This is a genomic window from Streptomyces sp. NPDC046821 (assembly GCF_040645335.1).
Classification (GTDB): Bacteria; Actinomycetota; Actinomycetes; order Streptomycetales; family Streptomycetaceae; genus Streptomyces.
Map to the genome: position 1 here is coordinate 30819 of NZ_JBEYYB010000014.1, position 22580 is coordinate 53398.

At 70.7% G+C, this 22580-nt stretch carries 21 protein-coding genes and 1 pseudogene; 7 read left to right on the forward strand and 15 right to left on the reverse strand.

Annotated features, from left to right (window positions below):
• Positions 1-43: 43 nt before the first annotated feature.
• The gene (locus ABZ893_RS27395; protein ID WP_361408420.1) at positions 44-1504 is read left to right on the forward strand and encodes a penicillin-binding transpeptidase domain-containing protein; all 1461 of its coding nucleotides are present in this window, start codon (positions 44-46) and stop codon (positions 1502-1504) included.
• Between the two features lie 211 nt (positions 1505-1715).
• On the opposite strand, the gene ABZ893_RS27400 is transcribed toward ABZ893_RS27395, so the two are convergent.
• Positions 1716-2330, reverse strand: a complete 615-nt coding sequence (locus ABZ893_RS27400) for a TIGR03086 family metal-binding protein (RefSeq protein ID WP_361408423.1) — start codon at positions 2328-2330, stop codon at positions 1716-1718.
• A gap of 187 nt (positions 2331-2517) precedes the next feature.
• Between ABZ893_RS27400 and ABZ893_RS27405 the strand changes: the two genes are divergently transcribed.
• Positions 2518-3759, forward strand: a complete 1242-nt coding sequence (locus tag ABZ893_RS27405; RefSeq protein WP_361409101.1) for a TerD family protein — start codon at positions 2518-2520, stop codon at positions 3757-3759.
• A gap of 99 nt (positions 3760-3858) precedes the next feature.
• On the opposite strand, the gene ABZ893_RS27410 is transcribed toward ABZ893_RS27405, so the two are convergent.
• On the reverse strand, positions 3859-4086 hold the full coding sequence (locus ABZ893_RS27410) for a CarD family transcriptional regulator (protein ID WP_361408426.1): 228 nt from the start codon (positions 4084-4086) through the stop codon (positions 3859-3861).
• Between the two features lie 289 nt (positions 4087-4375).
• Here ABZ893_RS27410 and ABZ893_RS27415 point away from each other — a divergent pair, with 289 nt between their 5' ends.
• Positions 4376-5254, forward strand: coding sequence for a serine/threonine-protein kinase (locus ABZ893_RS27415; RefSeq protein ID WP_361408429.1), 879 nt, complete (start codon positions 4376-4378; stop codon positions 5252-5254).
• 57 nt (positions 5255-5311) lie between these two features.
• Here ABZ893_RS27415 and ABZ893_RS27420 read toward each other — a convergent pair whose 3' ends face one another.
• Both ABZ893_RS27420 and ABZ893_RS27425 read right to left on the reverse strand, forming a co-directional pair.
• Positions 5312-6766 (reverse strand): alkaline phosphatase PhoX, encoded by a 1455-nt coding sequence (locus ABZ893_RS27420; RefSeq protein WP_361408431.1) that lies wholly within the window; start codon positions 6764-6766, stop codon positions 5312-5314.
• 230 nt (positions 6767-6996) lie between these two features.
• Positions 6997-8445 (reverse strand): hypothetical protein, encoded by a 1449-nt coding sequence (locus ABZ893_RS27425; RefSeq protein WP_361408434.1) that lies wholly within the window; start codon positions 8443-8445, stop codon positions 6997-6999.
• Between the two features lie 254 nt (positions 8446-8699).
• Between ABZ893_RS27425 and ABZ893_RS27430 the strand changes: the two genes are divergently transcribed.
• Together ABZ893_RS27430 and dapA are read left to right on the forward strand one after the other, a co-directional pair.
• The gene (locus tag ABZ893_RS27430) at positions 8700-10526 is read left to right on the forward strand and encodes an endonuclease/exonuclease/phosphatase family protein (protein ID WP_361408437.1); all 1827 of its coding nucleotides are present in this window, start codon (positions 8700-8702) and stop codon (positions 10524-10526) included.
• A 139-nt stretch (positions 10527-10665) separates the two neighbouring features.
• The gene (gene dapA, locus ABZ893_RS27435; protein WP_361408440.1) at positions 10666-11574 is read left to right on the forward strand and encodes a 4-hydroxy-tetrahydrodipicolinate synthase; all 909 of its coding nucleotides are present in this window, start codon (positions 10666-10668) and stop codon (positions 11572-11574) included.
• A gap of 68 nt (positions 11575-11642) precedes the next feature.
• Here dapA and dapD read toward each other — a convergent pair whose 3' ends face one another.
• From dapD to ABZ893_RS27450, 3 genes and pseudogenes are all read right to left on the reverse strand, one after another.
• Positions 11643-12644, reverse strand: coding sequence for a 2,3,4,5-tetrahydropyridine-2,6-dicarboxylate N-succinyltransferase (gene dapD, locus ABZ893_RS27440; RefSeq protein WP_361408443.1), 1002 nt, complete (start codon positions 12642-12644; stop codon positions 11643-11645).
• Positions 12645-12916: 272 nt separating this feature from the next.
• A pseudogene (locus tag ABZ893_RS27445) lies at positions 12917-13447 on the reverse strand (TetR family transcriptional regulator); the annotation flags it as partial.
• A complete protein-coding gene (locus ABZ893_RS27450; protein WP_361408445.1) occupies positions 13447-13767 on the reverse strand; it encodes a multidrug efflux SMR transporter in 321 nt (106 codons plus the stop codon). The pseudogene ABZ893_RS27445 and the gene ABZ893_RS27450, both read right to left, overlap by 1 nt.
• Before the next feature lie 112 nt (positions 13768-13879).
• On the opposite strand from ABZ893_RS27450, the gene ABZ893_RS27455 reads away from it, so the two are divergent.
• Complete coding sequence (locus tag ABZ893_RS27455) at positions 13880-14965, forward strand: oxidoreductase (RefSeq protein ID WP_361408448.1); 1086 nt, start codon at positions 13880-13882, stop codon at positions 14963-14965.
• A gap of 74 nt (positions 14966-15039) precedes the next feature.
• Here ABZ893_RS27455 and ABZ893_RS27460 read toward each other — a convergent pair whose 3' ends face one another.
• From ABZ893_RS27460 to ABZ893_RS27495, 8 genes are read right to left on the reverse strand one after another with little or no spacing between them, the layout of a single operon-like run.
• The gene (locus tag ABZ893_RS27460; protein ID WP_361408450.1) at positions 15040-15378 is read right to left on the reverse strand and encodes a metal-sulfur cluster assembly factor; all 339 of its coding nucleotides are present in this window, start codon (positions 15376-15378) and stop codon (positions 15040-15042) included.
• Positions 15375-15833: a Fe-S cluster assembly sulfur transfer protein SufU gene (gene sufU / locus ABZ893_RS27465; RefSeq protein WP_361408453.1), complete on the reverse strand. Its 459-nt coding sequence runs from the start codon at positions 15831-15833 to the stop codon at positions 15375-15377. Before sufU ends, ABZ893_RS27460 begins: the two co-directional genes overlap by 4 nt.
• A gap of 15 nt (positions 15834-15848) precedes the next feature.
• On the reverse strand, positions 15849-17105 hold the full coding sequence (locus ABZ893_RS27470) for a cysteine desulfurase (protein WP_361408455.1): 1257 nt from the start codon (positions 17103-17105) through the stop codon (positions 15849-15851).
• Positions 17102-17866, reverse strand: a complete 765-nt coding sequence (gene sufC, locus ABZ893_RS27475; protein WP_361408458.1) for a Fe-S cluster assembly ATPase SufC — start codon at positions 17864-17866, stop codon at positions 17102-17104. The genes ABZ893_RS27470 and sufC overlap by 4 nt, the downstream gene beginning before the upstream one ends.
• Before the next feature lie 7 nt (positions 17867-17873).
• Positions 17874-18194: a non-heme iron oxygenase ferredoxin subunit gene (locus ABZ893_RS27480; RefSeq protein ID WP_361408461.1), complete on the reverse strand. Its 321-nt coding sequence runs from the start codon at positions 18192-18194 to the stop codon at positions 17874-17876.
• Positions 18194-19372, reverse strand: a complete 1179-nt coding sequence (gene sufD, locus ABZ893_RS27485; RefSeq protein WP_361408464.1) for a Fe-S cluster assembly protein SufD — start codon at positions 19370-19372, stop codon at positions 18194-18196. Before sufD ends, ABZ893_RS27480 begins: the two co-directional genes overlap by 1 nt.
• A gap of 59 nt (positions 19373-19431) precedes the next feature.
• Entirely contained in the window at positions 19432-20856 is a 1425-nt protein-coding gene (gene sufB / locus ABZ893_RS27490; protein WP_361408467.1) for a Fe-S cluster assembly protein SufB, read from the reverse strand.
• Positions 20853-21599 (reverse strand): metalloregulator ArsR/SmtB family transcription factor, encoded by a 747-nt coding sequence (locus ABZ893_RS27495; protein WP_361408470.1) that lies wholly within the window; start codon positions 21597-21599, stop codon positions 20853-20855. The genes sufB and ABZ893_RS27495 overlap by 4 nt, the downstream gene beginning before the upstream one ends.
• A 160-nt stretch (positions 21600-21759) precedes the next feature.
• Here ABZ893_RS27495 and ABZ893_RS27500 point away from each other — a divergent pair, with 160 nt between their 5' ends.
• Entirely contained in the window at positions 21760-22554 is a 795-nt protein-coding gene (locus ABZ893_RS27500; RefSeq protein ID WP_361408473.1) for an AAC(3) family N-acetyltransferase, read from the forward strand.
• The last annotated feature ends 26 nt before the right edge of the window (positions 22555-22580 follow it).

The following is a 22580-nucleotide window of genomic DNA, read 5'->3' on the forward strand; positions in this document are numbered from 1 at the left end:
GGAACGGAACGCCTCCCTCCCGGCCGCTCGTCTTCTCGTCGGGATGAACAAGACGATCAGACGCGCCTCTGTCTTCTGTCTGCTCCTCGTGCTCGCGCTGCTGGTGCGGGCGACGTGGGTGCAGTTCTACGAAGGCCAGGCCCTCGCGGACAACAAGAACAACCGGCGGAACGCGTTGAAGCAGTACGCGCATCCGCTGGGCGACATCGTCGTGGGCGGACGCGCGGTCACGGACTCGAAGAAGACGTCCGGCGGCACCGACCTCGCGTACCAGCGCTCGTACAAGGACGGCAAGCTCTACTCGGCCGTGACGGGCTTCAGCTCGCAGGTGTACGGGCAGACGCAGCTGGAGGGCATCTACCAGGGCATCCTCGACGGCACGGACCCGCGGCTCAAGAACCCGCTCGACGCGATCACCGGCGAGGCGACCAAGCCGGGTGACGTGGTCACGACGATCGACCCCGGTGTGCAGAAGGCCGCGTACGACGCGCTCGGCGGCAAGAAGGGCGCGGCCGTCGCGATCGACCCGAAGACGGGCAAGGTCCTCGGCCTCGTGTCGACGCCGTCCTTCGACCCGTCGACGATCAGCGGCTCGGACGCGGCGAGCGGCAAGGCGTGGCTGGCGCTGTCGCAGGACAAGGACAACCCGACGCTGAACCGCGCGATCAAGCAGGCGCTGCCGCCGGGCTCCACGTTCAAGCTGGTCGTGGCCGCGGCCGCGCTGGAGGACGGGCTGTACTCGTCGGTGGACGTCAAGACGTCCAGCCCGAACCCGTACCGGCTGCCCGGCACGTCCACGGACCTGCGGAACGAGAGCGCGTCCGCGCCCTGTGAGAACGCCACGATCCGTACGGCGCTGCAGTACTCCTGCAACAACGTCTTCGGCAAGATGGCCGTCGACCTGGGCCAGGACAAGGTCAGGGCGATGGCCGAGAAGTTCGGCTTCAACAACGACAAGCAGGACATGCCGGTCCGGGCCTCGAAGAGCGTGTACCCGTCGGGCATGGACAACGCCCAGACGGGCCTGTCGGGCATCGGCCAGTTCGACGTGACGGCGACGCCGCTGCAGATGGCGATGGTCTCGGCCACGATCGCGAACGGCGGACAGCAGGCGGCGCCGCACATGGTCTCGCAGGTCACGGACGCCGACGGCAACGCGATCCAGAGCTTCAAGGACGGCGACGACAAGCGCATCATGAGCACGTCGACGGCCTCGCAGCTCCGGTCCGCCATGGAGACCGTCGTGAGCCAGGGCACCGGCACGAACGCGCAGATCTCGGGCGCCACGGTGGGCGGCAAGACGGGCACGGCCCAGCACGGCGCGAACAACAGCGAGAGCCCGTACGCCTGGTTCACCTCCTACGCGAAGTCCGGCTCCACCGGCAAGGAGGTCGCCGTGGCGGTGGTCGTGGAGCAGTCGAACGCGGCGCGCTCGGAGGTGAGCGGCAACGGGCTCGCGGCGCCGATAGCGAAGGCGATGATGGAGGCGGCGATCAAGGGCTAGGCGCCCGGCTGCGTGCGCGTCACGAAGCCGGAGTCCAGTCCGGCCTGCGGCCGCTCAAGGCTAGGCGCCTCCCCGCGTGCGCGTCACGAAGCCGGCGTCCAGTGCGGGCTGCGGCCGCTCAGGGCCAGGCGCCTCCCCGCGTGCGCGTCACGAAACCGGCGTCCAGTCCGGCCTGCGGCCGCTCAAGGCTAGGCGCCTCCCCGCGTGCGCGTCACGAAGCCGGCGTCCAGTCCGGGCTGCGGCCGCTCAGGCCCACGGCCTGGTCGAGGAGCGGGGCGGAGTCCGGGACCGGGACCACCGGGCCGAAGATGTCGGGGCGTGGGCCTGTGGCCGACTGGACGAGGAAGGCGTGGGCCGCTTGCAGGGCGGCCTCGTCGGGCGCGTACTCCTGGCCCGTCGCGCGTGCGAGGTCCCACGCGTGGATCACGAGTTCGTCCAGGGCGACGAGTGCGGCCACCCCGCCGGGCAGGTCGACCCCGCCGGCCCGCGTCATCCCCTGCCAGGCCTGCGGGTCGCGCCACGCCTCGGCGAGTTCGTCGAGCGCCTTCGTCAGGTCGTCGCGCCAGCCGTCCGTGATGTCGGGCAGGGACGCCTCCGGGTTCGTGTCGGTGGTGGGGCCCAGGTCCTTGCGTGCGGCGTCGCGGAAGGCGACGGTCAGGCCGACGATGTGCCCGAGCAGATGCCGTACCGCGTAGTCCGGGCAGGGCGTGGGCCGGCCGAGCTGGTCCCCGCCCACCCCGTCCGCGAGGCGCGCGACGATCCGGGTCTGGGGGCCGAAGTCCACCATCGCAATGCCGGGGCCGTTCTGGTCGGTCGTGTCGCTCATACGGGTCTCCTCACGTCCCGGCGCACCTGGCGTGCACCGGCATCTCAAGTCACCGTGCACCTCGGGTGCACACCTCTGTAGACCGCCGCGCCGCCGGGAACTCATCGGCTGTGGGCCGTCGGTGCGAAGTCGCCCGGAGGTAAGGGAACGGCAAAGCGGCATCGCTCGTTACCCCGGCATGACCGCTATGACCCCCGGCTCGAACATCCCGCTGACCACCGCCCGCGTGGCGGTGGATGTCGCCGCCCCGGTGCGGCTCGACGTCTCGGGCCTGCTGCTCACCGCAGACGGCAAGGTGCGTTCCGACGACGACTTCGTCTTCTACAACCAGCCCACCGGGCCCGGGGTGACCTACCGCTCGGGCAACGGCACGGCACCCGACGCGATCGTCGTGGACACCGCCGCCGTGCCGCCGGGCATCGAGAAGATCGTCGTCACCGCGAGTCCGGACGCGGCCGGCCAGACCTTCCAGGGCATCGAGCCCACGGCCACGATCAAGGGGGCCGACGACGGCTCCGTGCTCGCGACGTTCACCCCGCCGCGGCTCGGCAACGAGACGGCGCTGATCGTCGTCGAGATCTACCGGCGCAACGGCGCCTGGAAGGCCCGCGCGGTGGGCCAGGGGTACGCGAACGGCCTGGCGGGCATCGCCACGGACTTCGGCGTGAGCGTCGACGAGCCCGCGCCCGCCGCTGCCGCACCGGCACCGGCACCCCAGCAGGCGCAGCCCGCGCCGCCGCTTCAGGCCATGGCTCCCCCGACCACTCCCCCGGTCGACCCGCGCCTGGCGCCCCCGGCTCCGCCTACCGCGGCCCCGGCGGCAGCCGCCCCCGCGCCGCCCGCCCCCTCCGGGAAGATCAACCTGGACAAGGGCCGCGTCAGCCTCCAGAAGAACCAGACGGTGTCCCTCGTCAAGGGCGGCCGCCCCCTGCTGGCCCAGGTCAAGATGGGTCTCGGCTGGGAGCCCGCGTTCCGCGGCAAGGACATCGACCTGGACGCGTCGGTCATCGCCTTCGGCCCCCAGCGCAACCACGTGGACAGCTGCTACTTCGGCAAGCTCTCCATCCTGAAGGGCGCGATCAAGCACTCCGGCGACAACCTCACGGGCGAGGGCGGCGGGGACGACGAGGTGATCGTCGTCGACCTGGGCCGGATCCCGGCGGAGGTCACGGGCCTGGTGTTCACGGTGAACTCGTTCTCGGGCCAGAAGTTCACCGAGGTGGCCAAGGCGTACTGCCGGCTCGTCGACGCGACGACCGGCGAGGAACTGGTCCGCTTCGACCTCACGCACGCGGAGGCGCAGACCGGCGTCATGATGGCGAAGCTGATCCGCCAGTACTCCGGCGAGTGGGACATGACCGCGATGGGTGACTTCGCGAAGTCGCGGACGGTGCGCGGCATGGTGAAGCCGGCGGCGCAGGCGCTCTAGGGCTCACCGGGATCGACGGCAGGACACGGCAGAGGCGGCCGGTGGCACGGAGTCCGTGCCACCGGCCGCCTCATGAGCGTGCGGGTGGAAGTGCCGCTGTCAGAGCTTCGACAGCTTGGAGAACGGCGTCAGGAACCTGCCCGTCTGCCCGGCGAAGTCGATGAGCACGGCCTCCTCACCTTCGACTCCGATGATCCGGCCGAGGCCGTACTGGTCGTGCGAAACCCGGTCGCCCACCTCGAACTGCTCTACCGGCGGAGCGGGCTTGGCCGGAACGTTGAAGGGGCTGCCCGGAAGGTGGCGGCGCGTGCTGGGAGGCCTTGTCATTCATCGAGTATGCGCCCCGCCGCCCCACTCACACCACGCTTACGTCCTCACACTTCGGTGACGATGTGCACGAAGTCACCACTCTGTGAGGTGTCACGGGAACTCTCTGCACAGGTCAGGGGCGGCCCGCGCCGCCGACGCGGACGTGAAAGGTTGGACATCGACGTGAGTGCCGGGAACCCTTCGGTGCCGCCCTGACGTCGCAATGATCACCGGCGTTCGCGCCGGTCACCGGGGTCTTGGGCGCCCGGTGGTACCGCTTCGCAGCAGTTCCAGGAGGAAGCCGTTCATGGTGCGTCTCGCGGGATACCGCCTCGTCTCCAGACTCGGCGACGGGGCGGTGGGGGCGACGCATCTGGCGCTCTCCCCCACGGGGCACGTCGTCGTGGTCAAGACGGTGCACGCGCACCTCGCCGCCGAGCCGTGGTTCAGGGAGCGTTTCCGCTGGGAGGCCGCGGCGGCGCGTCACGTGCGGAGCCCGTCCACCGCCGTCGTCCTCGACGCGGACCCCGACGCCGAGGTCCCCTGGCTCGCGGTCGAGCACTGCACGGGCCCCTCGCTGTCCGAGGCCGTGGCCGTACTCGGGCCTCCCGCACCCGGCGACCTCGCCGCCCTGGGCGCGACGCTGGCCGGGGCTCTGGCGGCGATCCACGCGACGGGGCTCGCGCACCGCGACCTCAAGCCGGCGAACGTCATCGTGACGGCGGCCGGGCCCAAGGTCATCGACTTCGGCCTCCCGAAGGCCGTGGCCCCGGGCGACGGTACGCAGACGGACACCGGCCGGCGCCTCGGCTCCCCCGGCTTCCTCGCGCCCGAGCAGATCACCGGCGCCGTCGAACCGGGGCCGCCCGCCGACGTGTTCGCACTCGGCGCGCTGCTCGCCCTCTGCTCGACCGGGCGCAATCCGCACGGCGCGGGCAACGGTCGGCTGGTCCTGCAACAGACGCTGCACGACGAACCGGACCTGCTCGGCGTGCCCGACCAGGAGTGGGCCGCGTTCCTGTCCCGCTGCCTCGCCAAGTCCCCGTACGCGCGCCCCCTCGTTCCCGAGGTCCTCGAATGGTGCGCCGCGCGGGCGACCCCGCGGGCCTGGTGGCAGGAGCCGGAGCCCGCGGCGCTCATCGAGGTCCACGAGGAGGCACTGGCCGAGCGGCTGACGACGGAGTGACCGGCACACGGCGGAGGCGGCTCCCCACTGAAGGGAGCCGCCTCTGCGGTGCGGGTACTAGCTCTTGCGCTGCCGCTTCCACGGCCCCGTGATGGCGAGCATGATGCCCGGGGTCTGGATGTTCGCGTAGAGGGTCCGGCCGTCGGGCGAGAACGTGACGCCGGTGAACTCGCTGTACTCCGGCTCCGGTTCGGTGCCGATGTTCAGCTCGTTGCGCGCGATCGGGTACGTACGGCCGCTGTCGGTCGCGCCGAACAGGTGCTGGACGCCGTTGCCGTCCTCGGCGATGACGAGGCCGCCGTACGGGGAGACGGTGATGTTGTCCGGGCCGTCGAACGCGCCGTCCTTGGCCGGGTCGGCGTTCACGCCCAGCAGGACCTTGAGGGTCAGGGTGCGGCGCTTGGGGTCGTAGAACCAGACCTGGCCGTCGTGCTGGACGGGGCTCTCCGAGCGGGCGAACGAGGAGACGATGTACGCGCCGCCGTCGCCCCACCACATGCCTTCGAGCTTGCGGGCGCGGGTGACCTCGCCCTCGGCGAACTGCTTGCGCACGGAGACGGTCCTGGCGTCGCGGTCCGTGACGTCGACCCAGTCCACGCCGTAGACCGTGCCGATCTCGGTGGCGCGGGACAGGTCGTCGACGAAGCGGCCGCCGGAGTCGAAGCACTTGGTGGCCTGGAGGACGCCCGCGTCGGCGGCGAGGGTGCGGAGCTTGCCGCGGCCGTGCTCGAAGCCCTTCGGCGGGGTCCAGCGGTAGAGCAGGCCGTTGGGGCCGGCCGCGTCCTCGGTCAGGTACGCGTGGCCGCGCTTGGGGTCGATGACGACGGCCTCGTGCGCGTACCGGCCCAGCGCCTTGATGGGCTGGGGCTCGCGGTTGGCCCGGCGGTCGGCGGGGTCGACCTCGAAGACGTAGCCGTGGTCCTTGGTCATGCCGTTGGTGCCGGCCTTGTCCTCGGTCTCCTCGCAGGTGAGCCAGGTGTCCCAAGGGGTGCGCCCGCCCGCGCAGTTGGTCGCGGTGCCGGCGATGCCGACCCACTCGGCGACCTGTCCGTCCCGGCGGACCTCGACGACCGTGCAGCCACCGGCGGCGGCCGGGTCGTAGACGAGCCCCTCGGCGAGCGGCACCGGGTACTTGGCCTTGGTGCGGGGGCCGCCGATCTCGTGGTTGTTGACGAGCAGCGTCGCGCCGCGCGGGCCTTCGAAGGTGGCGGTGCCGTCGTGGTTGGACGGGGTGGACTCGCCGGACTCCAGGGTCGTCTCGCCGGTGCGCGTGATCACGCGGTACGAGAATCCGGCGGGCAGCGCGAGGAGGCCCTTCGGGTCGGCCACGAGGGGGCCGTAGCCGGGACCGGACGGGTCGCCCTCTGTGATCGCGGCGCCCGCGACCTCGAAGTCGCCTTCCGCGGCCAGCGCGCCGGGTGCGGTCGCGAGCGCGCCTACGGTGCCGGCCAGGGCGATGCCCGCGCCGGTGGCGGCGGAGCGTCTCGAGAAGTCCCTGCGGGTGAGCGACATGGTGTTGTCTCCTGTGACCGGGTGGCTGTGACGGTGCAGCGGGCGGGTGGTGCTGTTGCCGTACCGGCCACACGCTCCCCGCAACGCCTGAACGGCGGCTGAACTCCGTACGACGCGCGGAGAGCGAACGCGTTCACGGTCGTCGGCCGGCGCGAGAAACACAGACATGTACGCGAGAGGGGCGGGACGCCGTCGCGTCCCGCCCCTCTCAACTCCCTACCGCAGCGCGGCTATCCGGCCTGTGCCGACCTCGCCTTGAAGGCTGCCTTGCGGGCCTCCTTGGCGACCTTCTTGTCGGGGTGCAGCCGGCCCATCGCCTCCAGGACGTCCGCCGTCGCCGGGTGGTCCACCTTCCACGCCGCCGCGAAGAACCCGCTGTGCTGGGCCGCGAGCCCTTCGACGAGGCCCTGCAGTTCCTCGGAGTTGCCTTCGAGGTCGAGCTGGGCCGCGATCGTGTCGACGGTGAGCCAGAAGATCAGGGACTCCGGCGGCGCCGGAATGTCACTCGCACCGTGCTCGGCGAGCCACACCCGGGCGAGACCGCCGAGTTCCGCGTCGTCGAGGACCTCCCGCAGAGCGGGTTCCGCCTCGCGGCCCACCAGGGACAGCGCCTGCTGGCAGCGCAGCCGCCGCAGCGGGGCGCCCGCGTCCGCGCCGCGCGCCGCGGTCAGCAACTCCCGTGCGGAGACCAGCGGTTCACGCCGGGCGAGCCACTGCTCGATCTCGGCCTGCGCGGCGGCCTGCGGGAACGACGACGTGCCGTCGAGCAGCGTGTCGGCGCCCTTGTCGGTGAGGTCGCCGACGGCGGGCGCGTCGACGCCCGCCTCGATCATGCGGGCGCGGATGCCGTAGAGGCCGAGCGGGGTGAGCCGCACCATGCCGTAGCGCGTGACGTCGGAGTCGTCGAACGCGTCGGCGGTGCCGGCCTCGGCGGCTTCGTCGAGTTCCGCCATCAGCGCCTCGTCCACCGGCTGGTACTCGACGAGCCCGACCGGGGCGAGCAGCCGGAACTGGTCGTCCAGCTTCATCATCGCGTCGGAGACCTGCTCCAGGACGTCGTCCGTGGGCTCACCCATGTCGTCCGGCACGATCATCGACGCGGCGAGGGCGGGCAGCGGGACGGGGTCGTCGCCCGCGCCCTCGCTGACGGTGAGGAGGTAGAGGTTGCCGAGGACGCCTTCGAGGAACTCGGCCTCCCCCTCGGGGTCCCAGTCGAGCTGCGAGAAGTCGACCTCGCCGCCCTCCTCCATGGCGCTGACCAGTTCGGCCATGTCCTCGATGTCGGGCACGCTCGCGTCGGCGAGGACCGCGTCGAGGGCGGTGAGCCACAGGCCGAGGACGTCCTGGGGGCCGCCGGAGGTGACGACGCCGAGGTCCTCGCCCGCGGTGACGGTGCCCTCCTCCTCGTCCACGATCTCGACGAGTCCGGTGTCGACGGCGATCCGCCAGGCCTCGCTCGCGTACGCGGCCCCGTCGGCGTCGGCGCCGAGGCCGATCTCGACGGCGGCGGCGGGGAGCTGTTCGTCGACGAGTTCGCCGCCCGCGCCGACCCGGGTCCCGGGTCCCGCCCAGCGGGCCAGCCGCACCGCGCGCGAGATCAGCGGGGTGGCGAGGGCGTCCCGCGCGAGCTCCGCTTCGGGGTGCAGCCTGGCCGGCGGCAGGGGGGAGCTGTCTGACATCGCCTTGTTCTCCTCCGGACGTGTGGTGCGACCGCTCAGCCTAGACGGATTCGACGGTGTGCCGCCCGGTTCATGTACCCGTCACGAAGGGGACGGCGGCGAAACCTTGACAACTCCCCTTGCCACCCAAGACATTTACGCGCGTAGAAACGGGAGCGGCACCGCCGCTCACGTGAAGCGGGGAGCTGCATGGCCGCACCCCGCTGGTTCCACCCTCGTCCCGGCGCCTCACGCACGTCCCCGGAGGGATCCCCTTGCCGAGCAAGCACTCGTCGCGCCTCGCCGCGCTGACCGTCGCCGCCGTCTGCTCCACCGTCTCCGCCGTCGTCCTCGTCTCGCCCGCGCACGCGGACGCGGTGCACATCCATGACATCCAGGGCACGACCCGCACGTCCCCGCTGGCCGGGAAGCCGGTCACCGACGTGGCCGGCGTGGTCACGGGCGTCAGGAACTACGGCTCGACCAAGGGCTTCTGGTTCGAGGACACCGCACCCGACGACGACCCCGCCACGAGCGAGGGCGTCTTCGTCTTCACCAGCTCCGCCCCGACGGTCGCCGTCGGCGACGCGGTACGGGTCTCCGGCACGGTCTCGGAGTACGTCCCGGGCGGCGCGTCCTCGGGCAACCAGTCCCTGACCGAGATCACCAAGCCGGTCGTCACCGTCGACTCCTCGGGCAACGCGCTGCCGCCCGCCACGGTCATCGACGCGGCCTCCGTCCCCGCGGCCTACGCGCCTCCGGGCGACCCGGCGGCGAACGGCTCGGTCAACGCCCTGCCGCTCCGCCCCTCGCAGTACGCCCTCGACTTCTACGAGTCCCTGGAGGGCATGAACGTACGCATCGGATCGTCACGCGTCGTCACGGCGACGGACACCCACGTCGAGCTGTGGGTCACGGTCAAGCCGGACGAGCACCCGGCGCCGCGCGGCGGCACCGTCTACGGCTCGTACGACTCCCAGAACACGGGTCGCCTCCAGATCCAGTCCCTGGGCGCGGCCGCCGGCTTCCCCACGGCGAACGTCGGGGACACCCTGTCGGGGCGGACCGAAGGGCCCCTGGACTACAGCCAGTTCGGCGGTTACACGCTGGTCGCGCGGGACCTCGGCACGCTGGAGAAGGGGGGCCTGGCGCGGGAGACGACGCGTGCGCAGGAGCGCAACGAGCTGGCCGTCGCCACGTACAACGTCGAGAACCTGGACCCGGGCGACGGCACGTTCGACGCGCACGCGTCGGCGATCGTCGACCATCTGCGGTCACCCGACGTCGTGTCCCTGGAGGAGATCCAGGACAACAACGGCGCGAAGGACGACGGCACCGTCGCCGCGGACGTCACGGTGAACAAGCTGATCGACGCGATCGTGGCGGCGGGCGGACCGCGGTACGACTGGCGCTCCATCGACCCGGTCAACGACCAGGACGGCGGCGAGCCCGGCGGCAACATCCGCCAGGTGTTCCTCTACAACCCGGCGCGCGTCTCGTTCACCGACCGCGCGGGCGGTGACTCCACGACACCGGTGGGCGTGACCCGTACGAGGGAGGGCAAGGCGGCGCTGACGGCGTCCCCGGGGCGCGTCGACCCGGCGAACGCGGCGTGGAAGAGCAGCCGGAAGCCGCTCGCGGGCGAGTTCGTGTTCCGCGGGAAGACCGTGTTCGTGATCGCCAACCACTTCGCGTCCAAGGGCGGCGACCAGGCTCTGACGGCACAGTTCCAGCCGCCGGCGCGCAGCTCGGAGACGCAGCGCCACGCGCAGGCGAGCGCGGTGAACGGCTTCGTGAAGGACATCCTCAAGACGCAGAAGAACGCGGACGTGGTCACCCTCGGCGACATCAACGACTTCGAGTTCTCGGGGACGGCGCAGCGCCTGGAGGACGGCGACGTGCTGTGGTCGGCGATCAAGTCCCTGCCGAAGGGCGAGCGTTACACGTACGACTACCAGGGCAACAGCCAGGTCCTCGACCAGATCCTGATCAGCCCGTCGATACGCCGCTCCGACTTCGCGTACGACAGCGTGCACATCAACAGCGAGTTCAGCGACCAGATCAGCGACCACGACCCGCAGGTACTGCGGTTCCGCCCGTAGTGCGCCTCACGGCCGGGCGGAGCAGTACAGGAGTGCTCCCGCCGGTGCTCCGCCCGGCCTCGACCTCTTAGCAAGCCTTACCCCCACCTCGTAGGAAAATTAAGTGGAGCTGTACGGTCACGGCGCCGACACTCCCCGTATGAGCCTCTCCAGCGCCCCGCACCCGCCGCCCTTCGGCCGCGCCCTGTGCGCGATGGTCACGCCGTTCACCGCCGACGGCGCCCTGGACACGGACGGCGCGCAGCGCCTGGCGGCCCGCCTGGTCGCCGACGGCTGCGACGGCCTCGTCCTGTCCGGCACGACGGGCGAGTCCCCCACGACGTCGGACGACGAGAAGGCGACGCTCGTGCGGGTGGTGAAGGAGGCGGTCGGGGAGCGGGTCCCGGTCGTCGCGGGCGTCGGCACCGCCGACACCCGGCACACGATGAAGCTGGCCGCCGACGCCGAACAGGCGGGCGCGGACGGCCTGTTGGTCGTCAGCCCGTACTACAGCCGCCCGCCGCAGGATGCCCTGGAGGCCCACTTCCGCGAGATCGCGGACGCGTCCGGACTGCCGCTGATGCTGTACGACATCCCGGGCCGCACCGGCACCCGCATCGAACCGGCCACCCTGATCCGCCTCGCCTCCCACCCCCGGATCACGGCCGTCAAGGACTGCGCGTACGACATGCTCGGCACGCAGAAGGTCCTCGGCGCGACCGACCTCGCCTTCTACGCGGGCTGCGAGGAGTACGCGCTCCCCCTGTACGCGGTGGGCGGCGCGGGCTACGTCTCGACGGTCGCGAACGTGGCGCCGTCCGCCCTGCGTGCCGTCCTGTCCTCGTTCGACGCGGGCGACACCGGGGAAGCGGCGCGGCGTCAGCAACTGGCCGCGCCCCTGCTCGAGTTGATGATGGCGTCGGACCTCCCGGGCACAGTCACGGCGAAGGCCATCCTCAACGCCCTCGCCCTCCCGGCGGGCCCGGTCCGCGCACCGCTACGCCCGGCCTCCCCGGAGACGACCGCCACTCTGCTCACGGCGTTCGAGGCGCTGACCGCCACAAGCTGAACACGCGAAAGCGCCCTTCCCCGGCCACACGGGCCGGGGAAGGGCGCTCAACGTTCAAGCGGAGAACGTCAGTTGTGGCTGTGCAGGATCTCGTTGAGGCCGCCCCAGACCGCGTTGTTCGGGCGGGCCTCGACGGCGCCGGTGACCGAGTTGCGGCGGAAGAGGATGTTCGAGGCGCCGGACAGGTCGCGGGCCTTGACGATCTCGCCGTCGGGCATCGTGACGCGCGTGCCGGCGGTGACGTAGAGGCCGGCCTCGACGACGCACTCGTCGCCGAGGGCGATGCCGACGCCCGCCTCCGCGCCGACGAGGCAGCGCTCGCCGATCGTGATGCGGACGTTGCCGCCGCCGGACAGCGTGCCCATGGTGGACGCGCCGCCGCCGATGTCGGAGCCGTCGCCCACGACGACGCCCGCGGAGATGCGGCCCTCGACCATCGACGTGCCGAGCGTGCCGGCGTTGAAGTTGACGAAGCCCTCGTGCATGACCGTGGTGCCCTCGGCCAGGTGCGCGCCGAGGCGGACGCGGTCGGCGTCGGCGATGCGCACGCCCTTGGGGGCGACGTAGTCCGTCATCCGCGGGAACTTGTCGATGGACGTCACGGCGAGGTGCAGGCCCTCGGCGCGGGCGTTGAGGCGGACCTTCTCGACGTCGTCGACGGCGACCGGGCCGAGCGAGGTCCACGCGACGTTGGCGAGGAGGCCGAAGACGCCGTCCAGGTTCTGGCCGTGCGGCTTCACCAGGCGGTGCGAGAGGAGGTGGAGGCGCAGGTAGGCGTCGTGCGCGTCCAGCGGCTTGTCGTCGAGCGAGGCGATGACCGTGCGGACGGCGACGGTCTCCACGCCGCGGCGGGCGTCGGTGCCGATGGCCTTCGCGGCGCCTTCGCCGAGCAGTTCGGCGGCCTGCTCCGCGGAGAGCCGCTCGGTGCCGGCCGGGCCCGGCGCGTCCTGGAGGGACGGCGCGGGGAACCAGGTGTCGAGGACGGTGCCGTCGGCGGTGAGCGTGGCGAGACCTGCGGCGACGGCGCCGGTGGTGCGCTGAGCGGTGGCGGGGGCGGGAGAGTCAGACATGAGTGAAACCTAACCGCAGGGGCACCGCGGGGGCGAACCGGTACGCCCGGTGTCTCAGGTGCCGGGCGGGGCGGGCGTTTGGGGCGGGACGTACGCCGCTAAGCGGCCGACTCCCCAGGCCGGCCACCCGGGTCGACACCGGAGGCCTCCCCCGGCCCCGGATCAGCACCGGAGGCCTCCGCCGGTCCCGGGTCAACACCGGAGGCCTCCCACGGCCCCGTGTCGACACCGGAGGCCGCCCCCGGCCCCGGGTCGGCCCCCGGCCCCCCGTCGATGACCCGCGCCAGCATCTCCCGCGCGTACCCCTCGTCGTACACCCCATCCGTCAGCAACACCTGAAGGCAGATGCCGTCCATCAGGGCGACGAGTGCCCGTGCGGTGACCGGGTCGGTGCGGCGGGCGAGCTGGTGAGCCAGGTCGTCGCCCCACTCGGCGGCGACCGACCGCAGCGCGGGCCTGCGCAGGGCCGCGAGATACAGCTCGTACTCCAGCTCGACGCCCGTGCGGTCGCCGGCGAGCCATTCGCCGAGGACCGCGGCGAGGCCCGCGGCGAGCCGGGAGCGTGGCACCTCGAAGACGGCGCTGCCCGCGACCGCCTTCGCGAACCCCTCGTTGGCCTGCCGCAGCGCGGCCACCAGCAGCTCGTCGAGCGTGCGGAAGTGGTACGTCGTCGAGCCGAGCGGCACGTCCGCCTCGGCGGCGACGCTGCGGTGGCTGAGCCCGGCGATGCCCTTGGCGCCCACCACCCGGATCGCGGCGTCGATGATGCGCTGCCGCCGCTCGGGGTCGTACCGCCGCGCCATCAGTGCGCACCGCCCAGATTGAGCAGCACCACGCCCCCGATGACGAGAACGATCCCCCCGATCCGCGCCAGGGTCATCGCCTCCCCGAGGAAGAGAATCCCGATCCCGGCGATGACGGCCGTGCCGACGCCGGCCCAGATCGCGTACGCCGTGCCGACCTGCACGGTCTTCAGGGTCTGGGCGAGCAGCGCGAAGGCGATCAGATAGCCGGTGACGGTGATCACGGAGGGCCAGAGCCGGCTGAAACCCTCGCTGTACTTCATCGCCGTCGTCGCGGCCACCTCCGCCGCGATGGCGCCGGAAAGCAGTACGTATCCCATGTGTACGAGTGTACGCATCGATGTGTACGGGCGTACATACAGGCGTCGGCTAAGGTGTCGCGATCACTGTGGGGGGCCACAGGGACGAACGACTCCTGGGAGCACGGCGAAGATGAGCGACATGTGGGGACAAGGACAGGGGCCCCGATACGGCCCGGGGCCGGGGCCGGGCGGTTACGGGTGGGGCGGCGGCTGGACCCCGCCTCCGCCCCCGCCGCAGCCGGGCGTGATCCCGCTCGCCCCGCTCGGCGTCGACCGGATACTCGGCGGCGCGTTCAAGACGATGCGCCGTCACGCGAAGCCGCTCTTCGGCACCGTACTCCTCGTCTACCTGGTGCTCGGCGTCCTCGCCGTCGCCGCGTTCTTCCTCGGCTTCCTGGCAGTCTCGGACGACGTACGGCAGCTCGTGCACGACGGCTCCCACTTCTCCTGGGACCGCGTGCGGCCGGTACTAGTCGCGTTCGGCGTGGTGTGGGCCGTCGTCATGGTGCTTTTCATGGTCGGCATGGCGTTCATCCAGTCCGCGTGCACGGTGGTGCTGCGTGAGGCAGTGCTCGGCCGTCCGGCCCGCTTCGGCGCGGTGTGGCGGCACGCCTGGTCGCGTACGCCCTCGGTGCTCGGCGTCGGCCTGCTGATGGGCCTGATCGCGGCGGTCCCGGCGGGCCTGGTCGCCGCCTACTTCGTGGCGATCTTCGCCTCGCTGCTCGGCCACTCCGCCGCACCGATCGGCCTGCTGTTCCTCCTCATGCTGGTGGTCGTGCCGCTGGCCCTGTGGATCTACGTCCTGTTCGCGTTCGCCCCGGCGGCCGCGACACTGGAGGAGGCCGGGCCGGTTCTGGCGCTGCGCCGCTCGGCACGCCTGGTGAAGGGCGCCTGGTGGCGTACGTTCGGCATCATCCTGCTCGCCGGCGTGATCGTGTTCGGCATCTCGCTGGCGGTGCGCGTCCCGCTGCAGTTCGCGATGCCGACCCCGACGCCGTCGCAGTTCGGGACGTCCCCAGACCCCGCCGAGGTGCTCCGCACGATGATGCCGACCCTGGGCCTCGTGATGGCGCTGTCCATGATCGCCAACCTCGTGGTGCAGCTGGTGAGCGCGGTCTTCGGGCCGCTCGTCACGTCGCTGCTCTACATAGACCAGCGCATCCGCAGGGAGGGCCTGGCCCACACCCTGGAGCTCGCGGCCCGCAACGGAAGCTAGCGATCAGCGACTGAACGCATTACGGCCCCCTGTGCCTGAGCACAGGGGGCCGTAATGCGTTCGAGTACTACGGGTCAGACGTTGAAGCCGAGCGCGCGGAGCTGCTCGCGGCCCTCGTCCGTGATCTTGTCCGGGCCCCACGGCGGCATCCAGACCCAGTTGATCCGGAGCTCGTTGACGATGCCGTCGGTGGCCGACTTCGCCTGGTCCTCGATGACGTCGGTCAGCGGGCAGGCCGCGGACGTGAGCGTCATGTCGATCGTGGCGATGTTGGCGTCGTCGATGTGGATGCCGTAGATCAGGCCCAGGTTGACGACGTCGATGCCCAGCTCGGGGTCGACGACGTCGTACAGGGCCTCACGGACCTCCTCCTCGGAGGCCGGCTTCATCTCCACTGCCGTGCTGTCAGTCATACGGTCTTCGCCTCCTCCGCGAAGGCCTGGGCCGTCGCGTCCTTCCACGCCATCCAGCTCAGGAGGGCGCACTTGACTCGTGCCGGGTACTTGGAGACACCGGCGAACGCGACCGCGTCCTCCAGCACCTCCTCCATCGCGTCGTCGGGCTCGACCCTGCCCTTGGACTGCATCAGCTCCAGGAAGGTCTCCTGGATCCTCTGCGCCTCGGCCAGGTCCTTGCCGACGAGCAGTTCGTTCAGCACGGAGGCCGAGGCCTGGCTGATGGAGCAGCCCTGGCCCTCGTAGCTGACGTCACTGATCGTCCGGCCGTCGTACTTGACGCGCAGCGTGATCTCGTCACCGCACGTCGGGTTGACGTGGTGCACCTCGGCGTCGCCATCGCGCAGACCGCGCCCGTGCGGGTGCTTGTAGTGGTCCAGGATGACGTCCTGGTACATCGAATCCAGCTTCACGATTCAGCCAGCCCCTCAGCCGAAGAAGTTCCGTACGTGCTCCAGGCCGTCGATCAGCGCGTCGATCTCGCCGGGCGTGGAGTACAGATAGAACGACGCTCGCGTGGTCGCAGGAATTCCGTAGCGCAGGCAGACGGGGCGGGCGCAGTGGTGGCCGACCCGGACCGCGATGCCCTGCTCGTCGAGAACCTGGCCCACGTCGTGCGGGTGGATGTCACCCAGCGTGAACGAGATCGCGGCGCCGCGGTCCTCGGCCGTGGTGGGGCCGATGATCCGCAGGTCCGGGACCTCGAGCAGGCGCTTCACCGCGTACTCGGTGATCGCGTGCTCGTGCTGGGCGATCTTGTCCATGCCGATCGAGTTCAGGTAGTCCACGGCCGCGCCGAGGCCGACGGCCTGGGCGATCGGGGGCGTACCCGCCTCGAACTTGTGCGGCGCCGGCGCGTACGTCGACGAGTGCATGGAGACGGTCTCGATCATCTCGCCGCCGCCCAGGAAGGGCGGCAGGTCCTCGAGCAGCTCCTGGCGGCCCCACAGGACGCCGATGCCGGTCGGGCCGCACATCTTGTGGCCGGTGAAGGCCACGAAGTCGGCCTGCAGCGCCTGAACGTCGAGCGGCATGTGCGGGGCGGCCTGCGAGGCGTCGAGCAGGACCAGGGCGCCGACCTCCTGGGCGCGGCGCACGATGGCCTCGACCGGGTTGACGGTGCCCATGATGTTGGAGACGAGCGTGAAGGAGACGATCTTCGTCTTCTCCGTGATGACCTCGTCGATGTTGGAGAGGTCGAGGCGGCCGTCGTCGGTCAGCCCGAACCACCGCAGCTTCGCGCCGGTGCGCTGCGAGAGCAGCTGCCACGGCACGATGTTGGAGTGGTGCTCCATCTCCGTGATGACGATCTCGGTCTCGTGGTCCACGCGGTAGGGCTCGTCGGCCCAGCCCAGCATGTTCGCCACGAGGTTGAGCGACTCGGAGGCGTTCTTCGTGAAGATGACCTCGTCGCGGCTCGGCGCGTTGATGAAGGCCGCGACCTTGTCACGGGCACCCTCGTACAGCGCCGTGGCCTCCTCGGCGAGCACGTGCACGCCCCGGTGGACGTTGGCGTTGTGCTGCTCGTAGTACTCACTGAGCGCGTCGATGACCTGGCGCGGCGTCTGCGAGGTCGCCGCGTTGTCCAGGTACACGAGCTTCTTGCCGTCGTGGAGCACCCGGTCGAGGATCGGGAAGTCCTTGCGGATCGCCTCGGTGTCGAGGAGGCCCGGCAGCTGTGTCACGCGGATGCGCCCCCCTTCGTGTACTGCTCGTAGCCCTCGGACTCAAGCTTGTCGGCCAGCTCCGGGCCGCCGGACTCGACGATGCGGCCGGCCGAGAAGACGTGCACGAAGTCGGGCTTGATGTAGCGCAGGATGCGCGTGTAGTGCGTGATCAGCAGGGTGCCGACCTCACCGGTCTCGCGGACGCGGTTGACGCCCTCGGAGACCTGGCGCAGCGCGTCGACGTCGAGGCCGGAGTCGGTCTCGTCGAGGATCGCGATCTTCGGCTTGAGGAGCTCCATCTGGAGGATCTCGTGGCGCTTCTTCTCACCGCCGGAGAAGCCCTCGTTCACGTTGCGCTCGGCGAAGGAGGGGTCCATCTGGAGCTGCTCCATCGCGGACTTGACCTCCTTGACCCACGTGCGCAGCTTGGGGGCCTCGCCGCGGATGGCGGTGGCCGAGGTGCGCAGGAAGTTGGAGACCGAGACGCCGGGGACCTCGACCGGGTACTGCATGGCGAGGAACATGCCGGCGCGGGCGCGCTCGTCGACGGACATCTCGAGGACGTCCTCGCCGTCGAGGGTGACGGTGCCCTGGGTGATCGTGTACTTGGGGTGACCCGCGATGGAGTAGGCGAGGGTCGACTTGCCGGAGCCGTTCGGGCCCATGATGGCGTGCGTCTCGCCCTGCTTCACGGTCAGGTCGACGCCCTTGAGGATCTCCTTGGTGGAGTTGTCGGCCTCGACGGTGACGTGCAGGTCCTTGATTTCAAGCGTTGCCATGGGTGCCTCAGGACTCCTGGGAGAGGGAGACGAGCACGTCGTCCCCTTCGATCTTTACGGGGTAAACGGGGACGGGGCGCGTCGCGGGGAGGCCGGACGGCTTACCGGTACGGAGGTCGAACGCGGAGCCGTGGAGCCAGCACTCGATCTGGCAGTCCTCCACCTCGCCCTCGGAGAGCGAGACGTTCGCGTGCGAGCAGATGTCGTTGATCGCGAACACCTCCCCCTCGGTCCGGACGACCGAGACCGGCGTGCCGTCGAGTTCCACCCGCTTCGGGGTGTCCTCCTCCAGCTCGCTCAGCCCACAGGCGCGTACGAAGGCCGCCATCAGACCGAAGCCTCCAGCTCGGCCTCGATCTTGGCCAGCAGGCGCTCCTGGACGTCCGGGAGACCGATCTGCTGGACCAGCTCGGCGAAGAAGCCGCGCACCACCAGGCGGCGGGCGTCCTCGGCAGAGATACCGCGCGAGCGCAGGTAGAAGAGCTGCTCGTCGTCGAAGCGGCCGGTCGCGGAGGCGTGGCCGGCGCCGACGATCTCGCCGGTCTCGATCTCCAGGTTCGGGACCGAGTCCACACGGGCGCCGTCGGTCAGCACGAGGTTGCGGTTCATCTCGTACGTGTCGGTGCCCTCGGCGGAGGCCTCGATGAGGACGTCACCGATCCACACGGCGTGCGCGTCCTGGCCCTGGAGGGCGCCCTTGTACACGACGTTCGACTTGCAGTGCGGGGCGTCGTGGTCGACGAGGAGGCGGTGCTCCTGGTGCTGGCCCTTGTCGGTGAAGTACAGGCCGAGCAGCTCGGCCTCGCCGCCGGTGCCCGCGTAATTGACGCGCGGGTGCAGGCGGACGACGTCGCCGCCGAAGGTGACGACGACGGACTTGAAGGAGGCGTCGCGGCCGACGAGCGCGTTGTGCTGCGCGACGTGGACGGCCTTCTCGTCCCAGTCCTGGACGGAGACGACGGTGAGCTTGGCGCCGTCGCCCAGGATGTAGTCGACGTTGGCCGCGAGGACCGCGTCGCCGGTGTGGTCGATGACCACGACGGCCTCGGCGAACGCGCCGAGCTCGATGACCTGGTGCGCGAAGGCGGTACCGCCCTCGCCGTGCACGGCGATCCGGATGGGCTCGGTGAGCACCGTCTCCTTGGGGACGGACACGACCGAGGCCTTCTCGAAGGACGTGAAGGCCTGGGCGGCGACCCGGTCCACCGGCTTGCCGGCCTTGCCGACGCGGGCGTCGTCGCGCCCGACGGTCTCCTGGGTGACACCCGCGGGGGCGGTCACCTCGACGCGGAGGCCGCCCTCGGCGACCGCGGTGCCGTCGTGCAGGCCGCGCAGCCGCTCGAGCGGCGTGAACCGCCACTCCTCCTCACGGCCGTGTGGGACGGGGAAGTCCGCGACGTCGAAGGACGGGGGCGCGCTCATGCGCGTGGCGACGGTGGACTCGGCGGCCACCGCGATGGATCCGGCGGTGGTGGAACCCACCGGGATGTTCTGAGCCTCAGCCATGGCTGTCGTCGTGCTCGCTTTCTTACGTAAGTGGCTTGATGGGGACCGCGGGCCGGTGATTAACCGACCGCGCCCTCCATCTGCAGCTCGATCAGCCGGTTGAGCTCGAGGGCGTACTCCATGGGCAGCTCCTTCGCGATCGGCTCGACGAAGCCGCGCACGATCATGGCCATCGCCTCGAACTCCGTCATACCGCGGCTCATCAGGTAGAAGAGCTGGTCGTCGGAGACCTTGGAGACGGTCGCCTCGTGGCCCATGGACACGTCGTCCTCACGGACGTCGACGTACGGGTACGTGTCGGAGCGGGAGATCGTGTCGACGAGCAGCGCGTCGCACAGCACGTTCGACTTCGATCCGGCCGCGCCCTCGCCGATCTCGACCAGGCCTCGGTACGAGGTGCGGCCGCCGCCACGGGCCACCGACTTCGACACGATGTTGGAGGAGGTGTTGGGCGCCATGTGGACCATCTTGGAGCCGGCGTCCTGGTGCTGGCCCTCGCCCGCGAAGGCGATGGACAGCGTCTCGCCCTTGGCGTGCTCGCCCATCAGGTAGACGGCCGGGTACTTCATGGTGACCTTGGAGCCGATGTTGCCGTCGATCCACTCCATGGTCGCGCCCTCGTACGCCACGGCGCGCTTGGTGACCAGGTTGTAGACGTTGTTCGACCAGTTCTGGATGGTCGTGTAACGGCAGCGGGCGCCCTTCTTCACGATGATCTCGACGACCGCGGAGTGCAGGGAGTCCGACTGGTAGATCGGCGCCGTGCAGCCCTCGACGTAGTGGACGTAGGCGTCCTCGTCGACGATGATCAGCGTCCGCTCGAACTGGCCCATGTTCTCCGTGTTGATACGGAAGTAGGCCTGGAGCGGGATCTCGACGTGCACGCCCTTCGGCACGTAGATGAACGATCCGCCGGACCACACGGCCGTGTTCAGCGACGCGAACTTGTTGTCGCCGACCGGGATGACGGTGCCGAAGTACTCCTTGAAGAGCTCCTCGTGCTCCTTCAGCGCGGTGTCGGTGTCGACGAAGATGACGCCCTGCTCCTCCAGGTCCTCACGGATCTGGTGGTAGACGACCTCGGACTCGTACTGGGCCGCGACACCGGCGACGAGGCGCTGCTTCTCCGCCTCGGGGATGCCGAGCTTGTCGTACGTGTTCTTGATGTCCTCGGGCAGCTCCTCCCAGGAGGTCGCCTGCTTCTCCGTGGACCGCACGAAGTACTTGATGTTGTCGAAGTCGATGCCGGACAGGTCCGAGCCCCAGTTCGGCATGGGCTTCTTGTCGAAGAGGCGCAGGCCCTTGAGGCGGAGCTTGGTCATCCACTCCGGCTCGGACTTCTTGGCCGAGATGTCGCGGACGACGTCCTCGTTGATGCCGCGCTTGGCAGAGGCACCGGCGGTGTCGGAGTCGGCCCAGCCGTATTCGTACTTGCCCAGACCCTCGAGTTCAGGGTGGGCAGTCTCCTCGATGGGGAGCGTCATGCGGGGTTCCTCCCGGCCGTGCTTGCGGATGCGTTGGTATCGGAATTGGGGGCGATCTTGGGGATGAACGTCGTGCACACCCCGTCGCCGTGGGCGATGGTGGCCAGCCGCTGCACGTGCGTGCCGAGCAGCTGGGAGAAGATCTCGGTCTCCGCCTCGCACAGCTGCGGGAACTGCTCGGCCACGTGCGCGACCGGGCAGTGGTGCTGACACAGCTGCTCGCCGACCGGTGCGCTTCGCGCCGTAGCAGCGTACCCGTCGGCGCTCAGCGCCTTCGCCAGGGCTTCGGTGCGCTCTTCGGGGGCGGCGGACTCGACGGCTTCGCGGTACGCGCCGGCCTGCTCGGCGATCCTGGCGCGGGCGAAGGCGACGACGGCTTCTCCGCCGCCCTCGCGCTCGGCGATCCAGCGCAGGGCGTCGGCGGCGAGCTTGTCGTAGGACTGGTCGAAGGCGTCCCGGCCGCAGTCCGTCAGGGCGAACACCTTGGCGGGACGGCCGCGCGTGCGGGCTCCGTAGATCTTCTGTTCGCGTGCTTCGACGACCTCGTCGGCGGCCAGCGCGTCCAGGTGGCGGCGCACGGCGGCCTGGGTGAGACCGAGGCGGCCGGCCAGGTCGGCGACGGTGGACGGGCCGTGGTCCAGGATGGAGCGGGCGACCCGGTTGCGCGTCGAGCGCTCACCGGTCGCGATCTCCTCCTGCGGGGCTCCCTGGGGAGCCTCCTGAGCCTCGCCAACGTATTTCACAACGCCATTGTTGCGTAATTCCTCAGAGCCTGACAAGCGCGGTCCGCGACGATCTCCGGTGCCCTACGTCACTTAGGTCTACCTAAGGTGACCTGCGGAAACGATCTTTGATCGATCAATTCGGTGGCATCCGGGCGCTCCGGCGAGGACACTCCCGCCCATGCCCACACCCGCTCCCACCGGCCCACTTGTCACACGCGGCACACTCACCGCGGATCTCCGCACACTCGGCGTCCGACCGGGTGAGACGCTCCTCCTCCACTCCTCGCTGAGCTCACTCGGGTGGGTCTGCGGAGGCGCCGTCGCCGCCGTCCAGGGCCTGCTCGACGTGCTTGGCCCCGAAGGGACGCTCACCGTCCCCACCCACACCGCGAGCAATTCCGACCCGGCCGAGTGGAGCAGGCCGCCGGTGCCCGAGGCGTGGTGGCCCGAGATCCGCGCGTCCATGCCCGCGTACGAGCCTGCGCTCACGCCGACCTCCGGCATGGGCGTCATACCGGAGACGGTGCGCCGCTGGCCCGGAGCTCTGCGCAGCGCGCACCCCCAGACCTCGTTCGCGGCCGTCGGCCCACTCGCCGCCGAGATCACCGACGGTCACGCCCTGGACTGCGCGCTGGGCGAGTGCAGCCCGCTGGCCCGCCTCGAAGCGCGGCACGCGCGCGTGCTCCTCCTCGGCGCGACGTTCGCGAGCTGCACCAGCTTCCATCTCGCCGAGTACCGCATCCCGTCCCCCAGGGCCGAGACGGGCCGCGCGGTCCTCACTCCCGAGGGGCGCCGCTGGGAGACGGTGACCGACGTCGACCTCGACATCGCCGGGTTCGAGGAGCTGGGGGCGGACTTCTCGCGCGACGGCCAGGTCGTACGCGGCCGGGTGGGAGCCGCCGACGCTCTGCTGTTCCCGCTCGCCGACGCCGTCGCGTACGCGGAGGACTGGCTGGGGCGACGGCGGGCCTGACCGCCCCGGGGCCCCGCGCGCCGAGG

Coding starts and splice junctions, on each gene's coding strand:
- ABZ893_RS27420 (WP_361408431.1), bottom strand. CDS start 6,766: ATGTCGCTCACCCGCAGGGACTTCTCGAGACGCTCCGCCGCCACCGGC.
- ABZ893_RS27500 (WP_361408473.1), top strand. CDS start 21,760: ATGCCCACACCCGCTCCCACCGGCCCACTTGTCACACGCGGCACACTC.
- sufD (WP_361408464.1), bottom strand. CDS start 19,372: ATGGCTGAGGCTCAGAACATCCCGGTGGGTTCCACCACCGCCGGATCC.
- dapA (WP_361408440.1), top strand. CDS start 10,666: ATGAGCCTCTCCAGCGCCCCGCACCCGCCGCCCTTCGGCCGCGCCCTG.
- ABZ893_RS27395 (WP_361408420.1), top strand. CDS start 44: ATGAACAAGACGATCAGACGCGCCTCTGTCTTCTGTCTGCTCCTCGTG.
- ABZ893_RS27415 (WP_361408429.1), top strand. CDS start 4,376: ATGGTGCGTCTCGCGGGATACCGCCTCGTCTCCAGACTCGGCGACGGG.
- ABZ893_RS27450 (WP_361408445.1), bottom strand. CDS start 13,767: ATGGGATACGTACTGCTTTCCGGCGCCATCGCGGCGGAGGTGGCCGCG.
- sufB (WP_361408467.1), bottom strand. CDS start 20,856: ATGACGCTCCCCATCGAGGAGACTGCCCACCCTGAACTCGAGGGTCTG.
- sufC (WP_361408458.1), bottom strand. CDS start 17,866: ATGGCAACGCTTGAAATCAAGGACCTGCACGTCACCGTCGAGGCCGAC.
- ABZ893_RS27455 (WP_361408448.1), top strand. CDS start 13,880: ATGAGCGACATGTGGGGACAAGGACAGGGGCCCCGATACGGCCCGGGG.
- dapD (WP_361408443.1), bottom strand. CDS start 12,644: ATGTCTGACTCTCCCGCCCCCGCCACCGCTCAGCGCACCACCGGCGCC.
- ABZ893_RS27400 (WP_361408423.1), bottom strand. CDS start 2,330: ATGAGCGACACGACCGACCAGAACGGCCCCGGCATTGCGATGGTGGAC.
- ABZ893_RS27480 (WP_361408461.1), bottom strand. CDS start 18,194: ATGGCGGCCTTCGTACGCGCCTGTGGGCTGAGCGAGCTGGAGGAGGAC.
- ABZ893_RS27425 (WP_361408434.1), bottom strand. CDS start 8,445: ATGTCAGACAGCTCCCCCCTGCCGCCGGCCAGGCTGCACCCCGAAGCG.
- ABZ893_RS27405 (WP_361409101.1), top strand. CDS start 2,518: ATGACCCCCGGCTCGAACATCCCGCTGACCACCGCCCGCGTGGCGGTG.
- ABZ893_RS27410 (WP_361408426.1), bottom strand. CDS start 4,086: ATGACAAGGCCTCCCAGCACGCGCCGCCACCTTCCGGGCAGCCCCTTC.
- ABZ893_RS27460 (WP_361408450.1), bottom strand. CDS start 15,378: ATGACTGACAGCACGGCAGTGGAGATGAAGCCGGCCTCCGAGGAGGAG.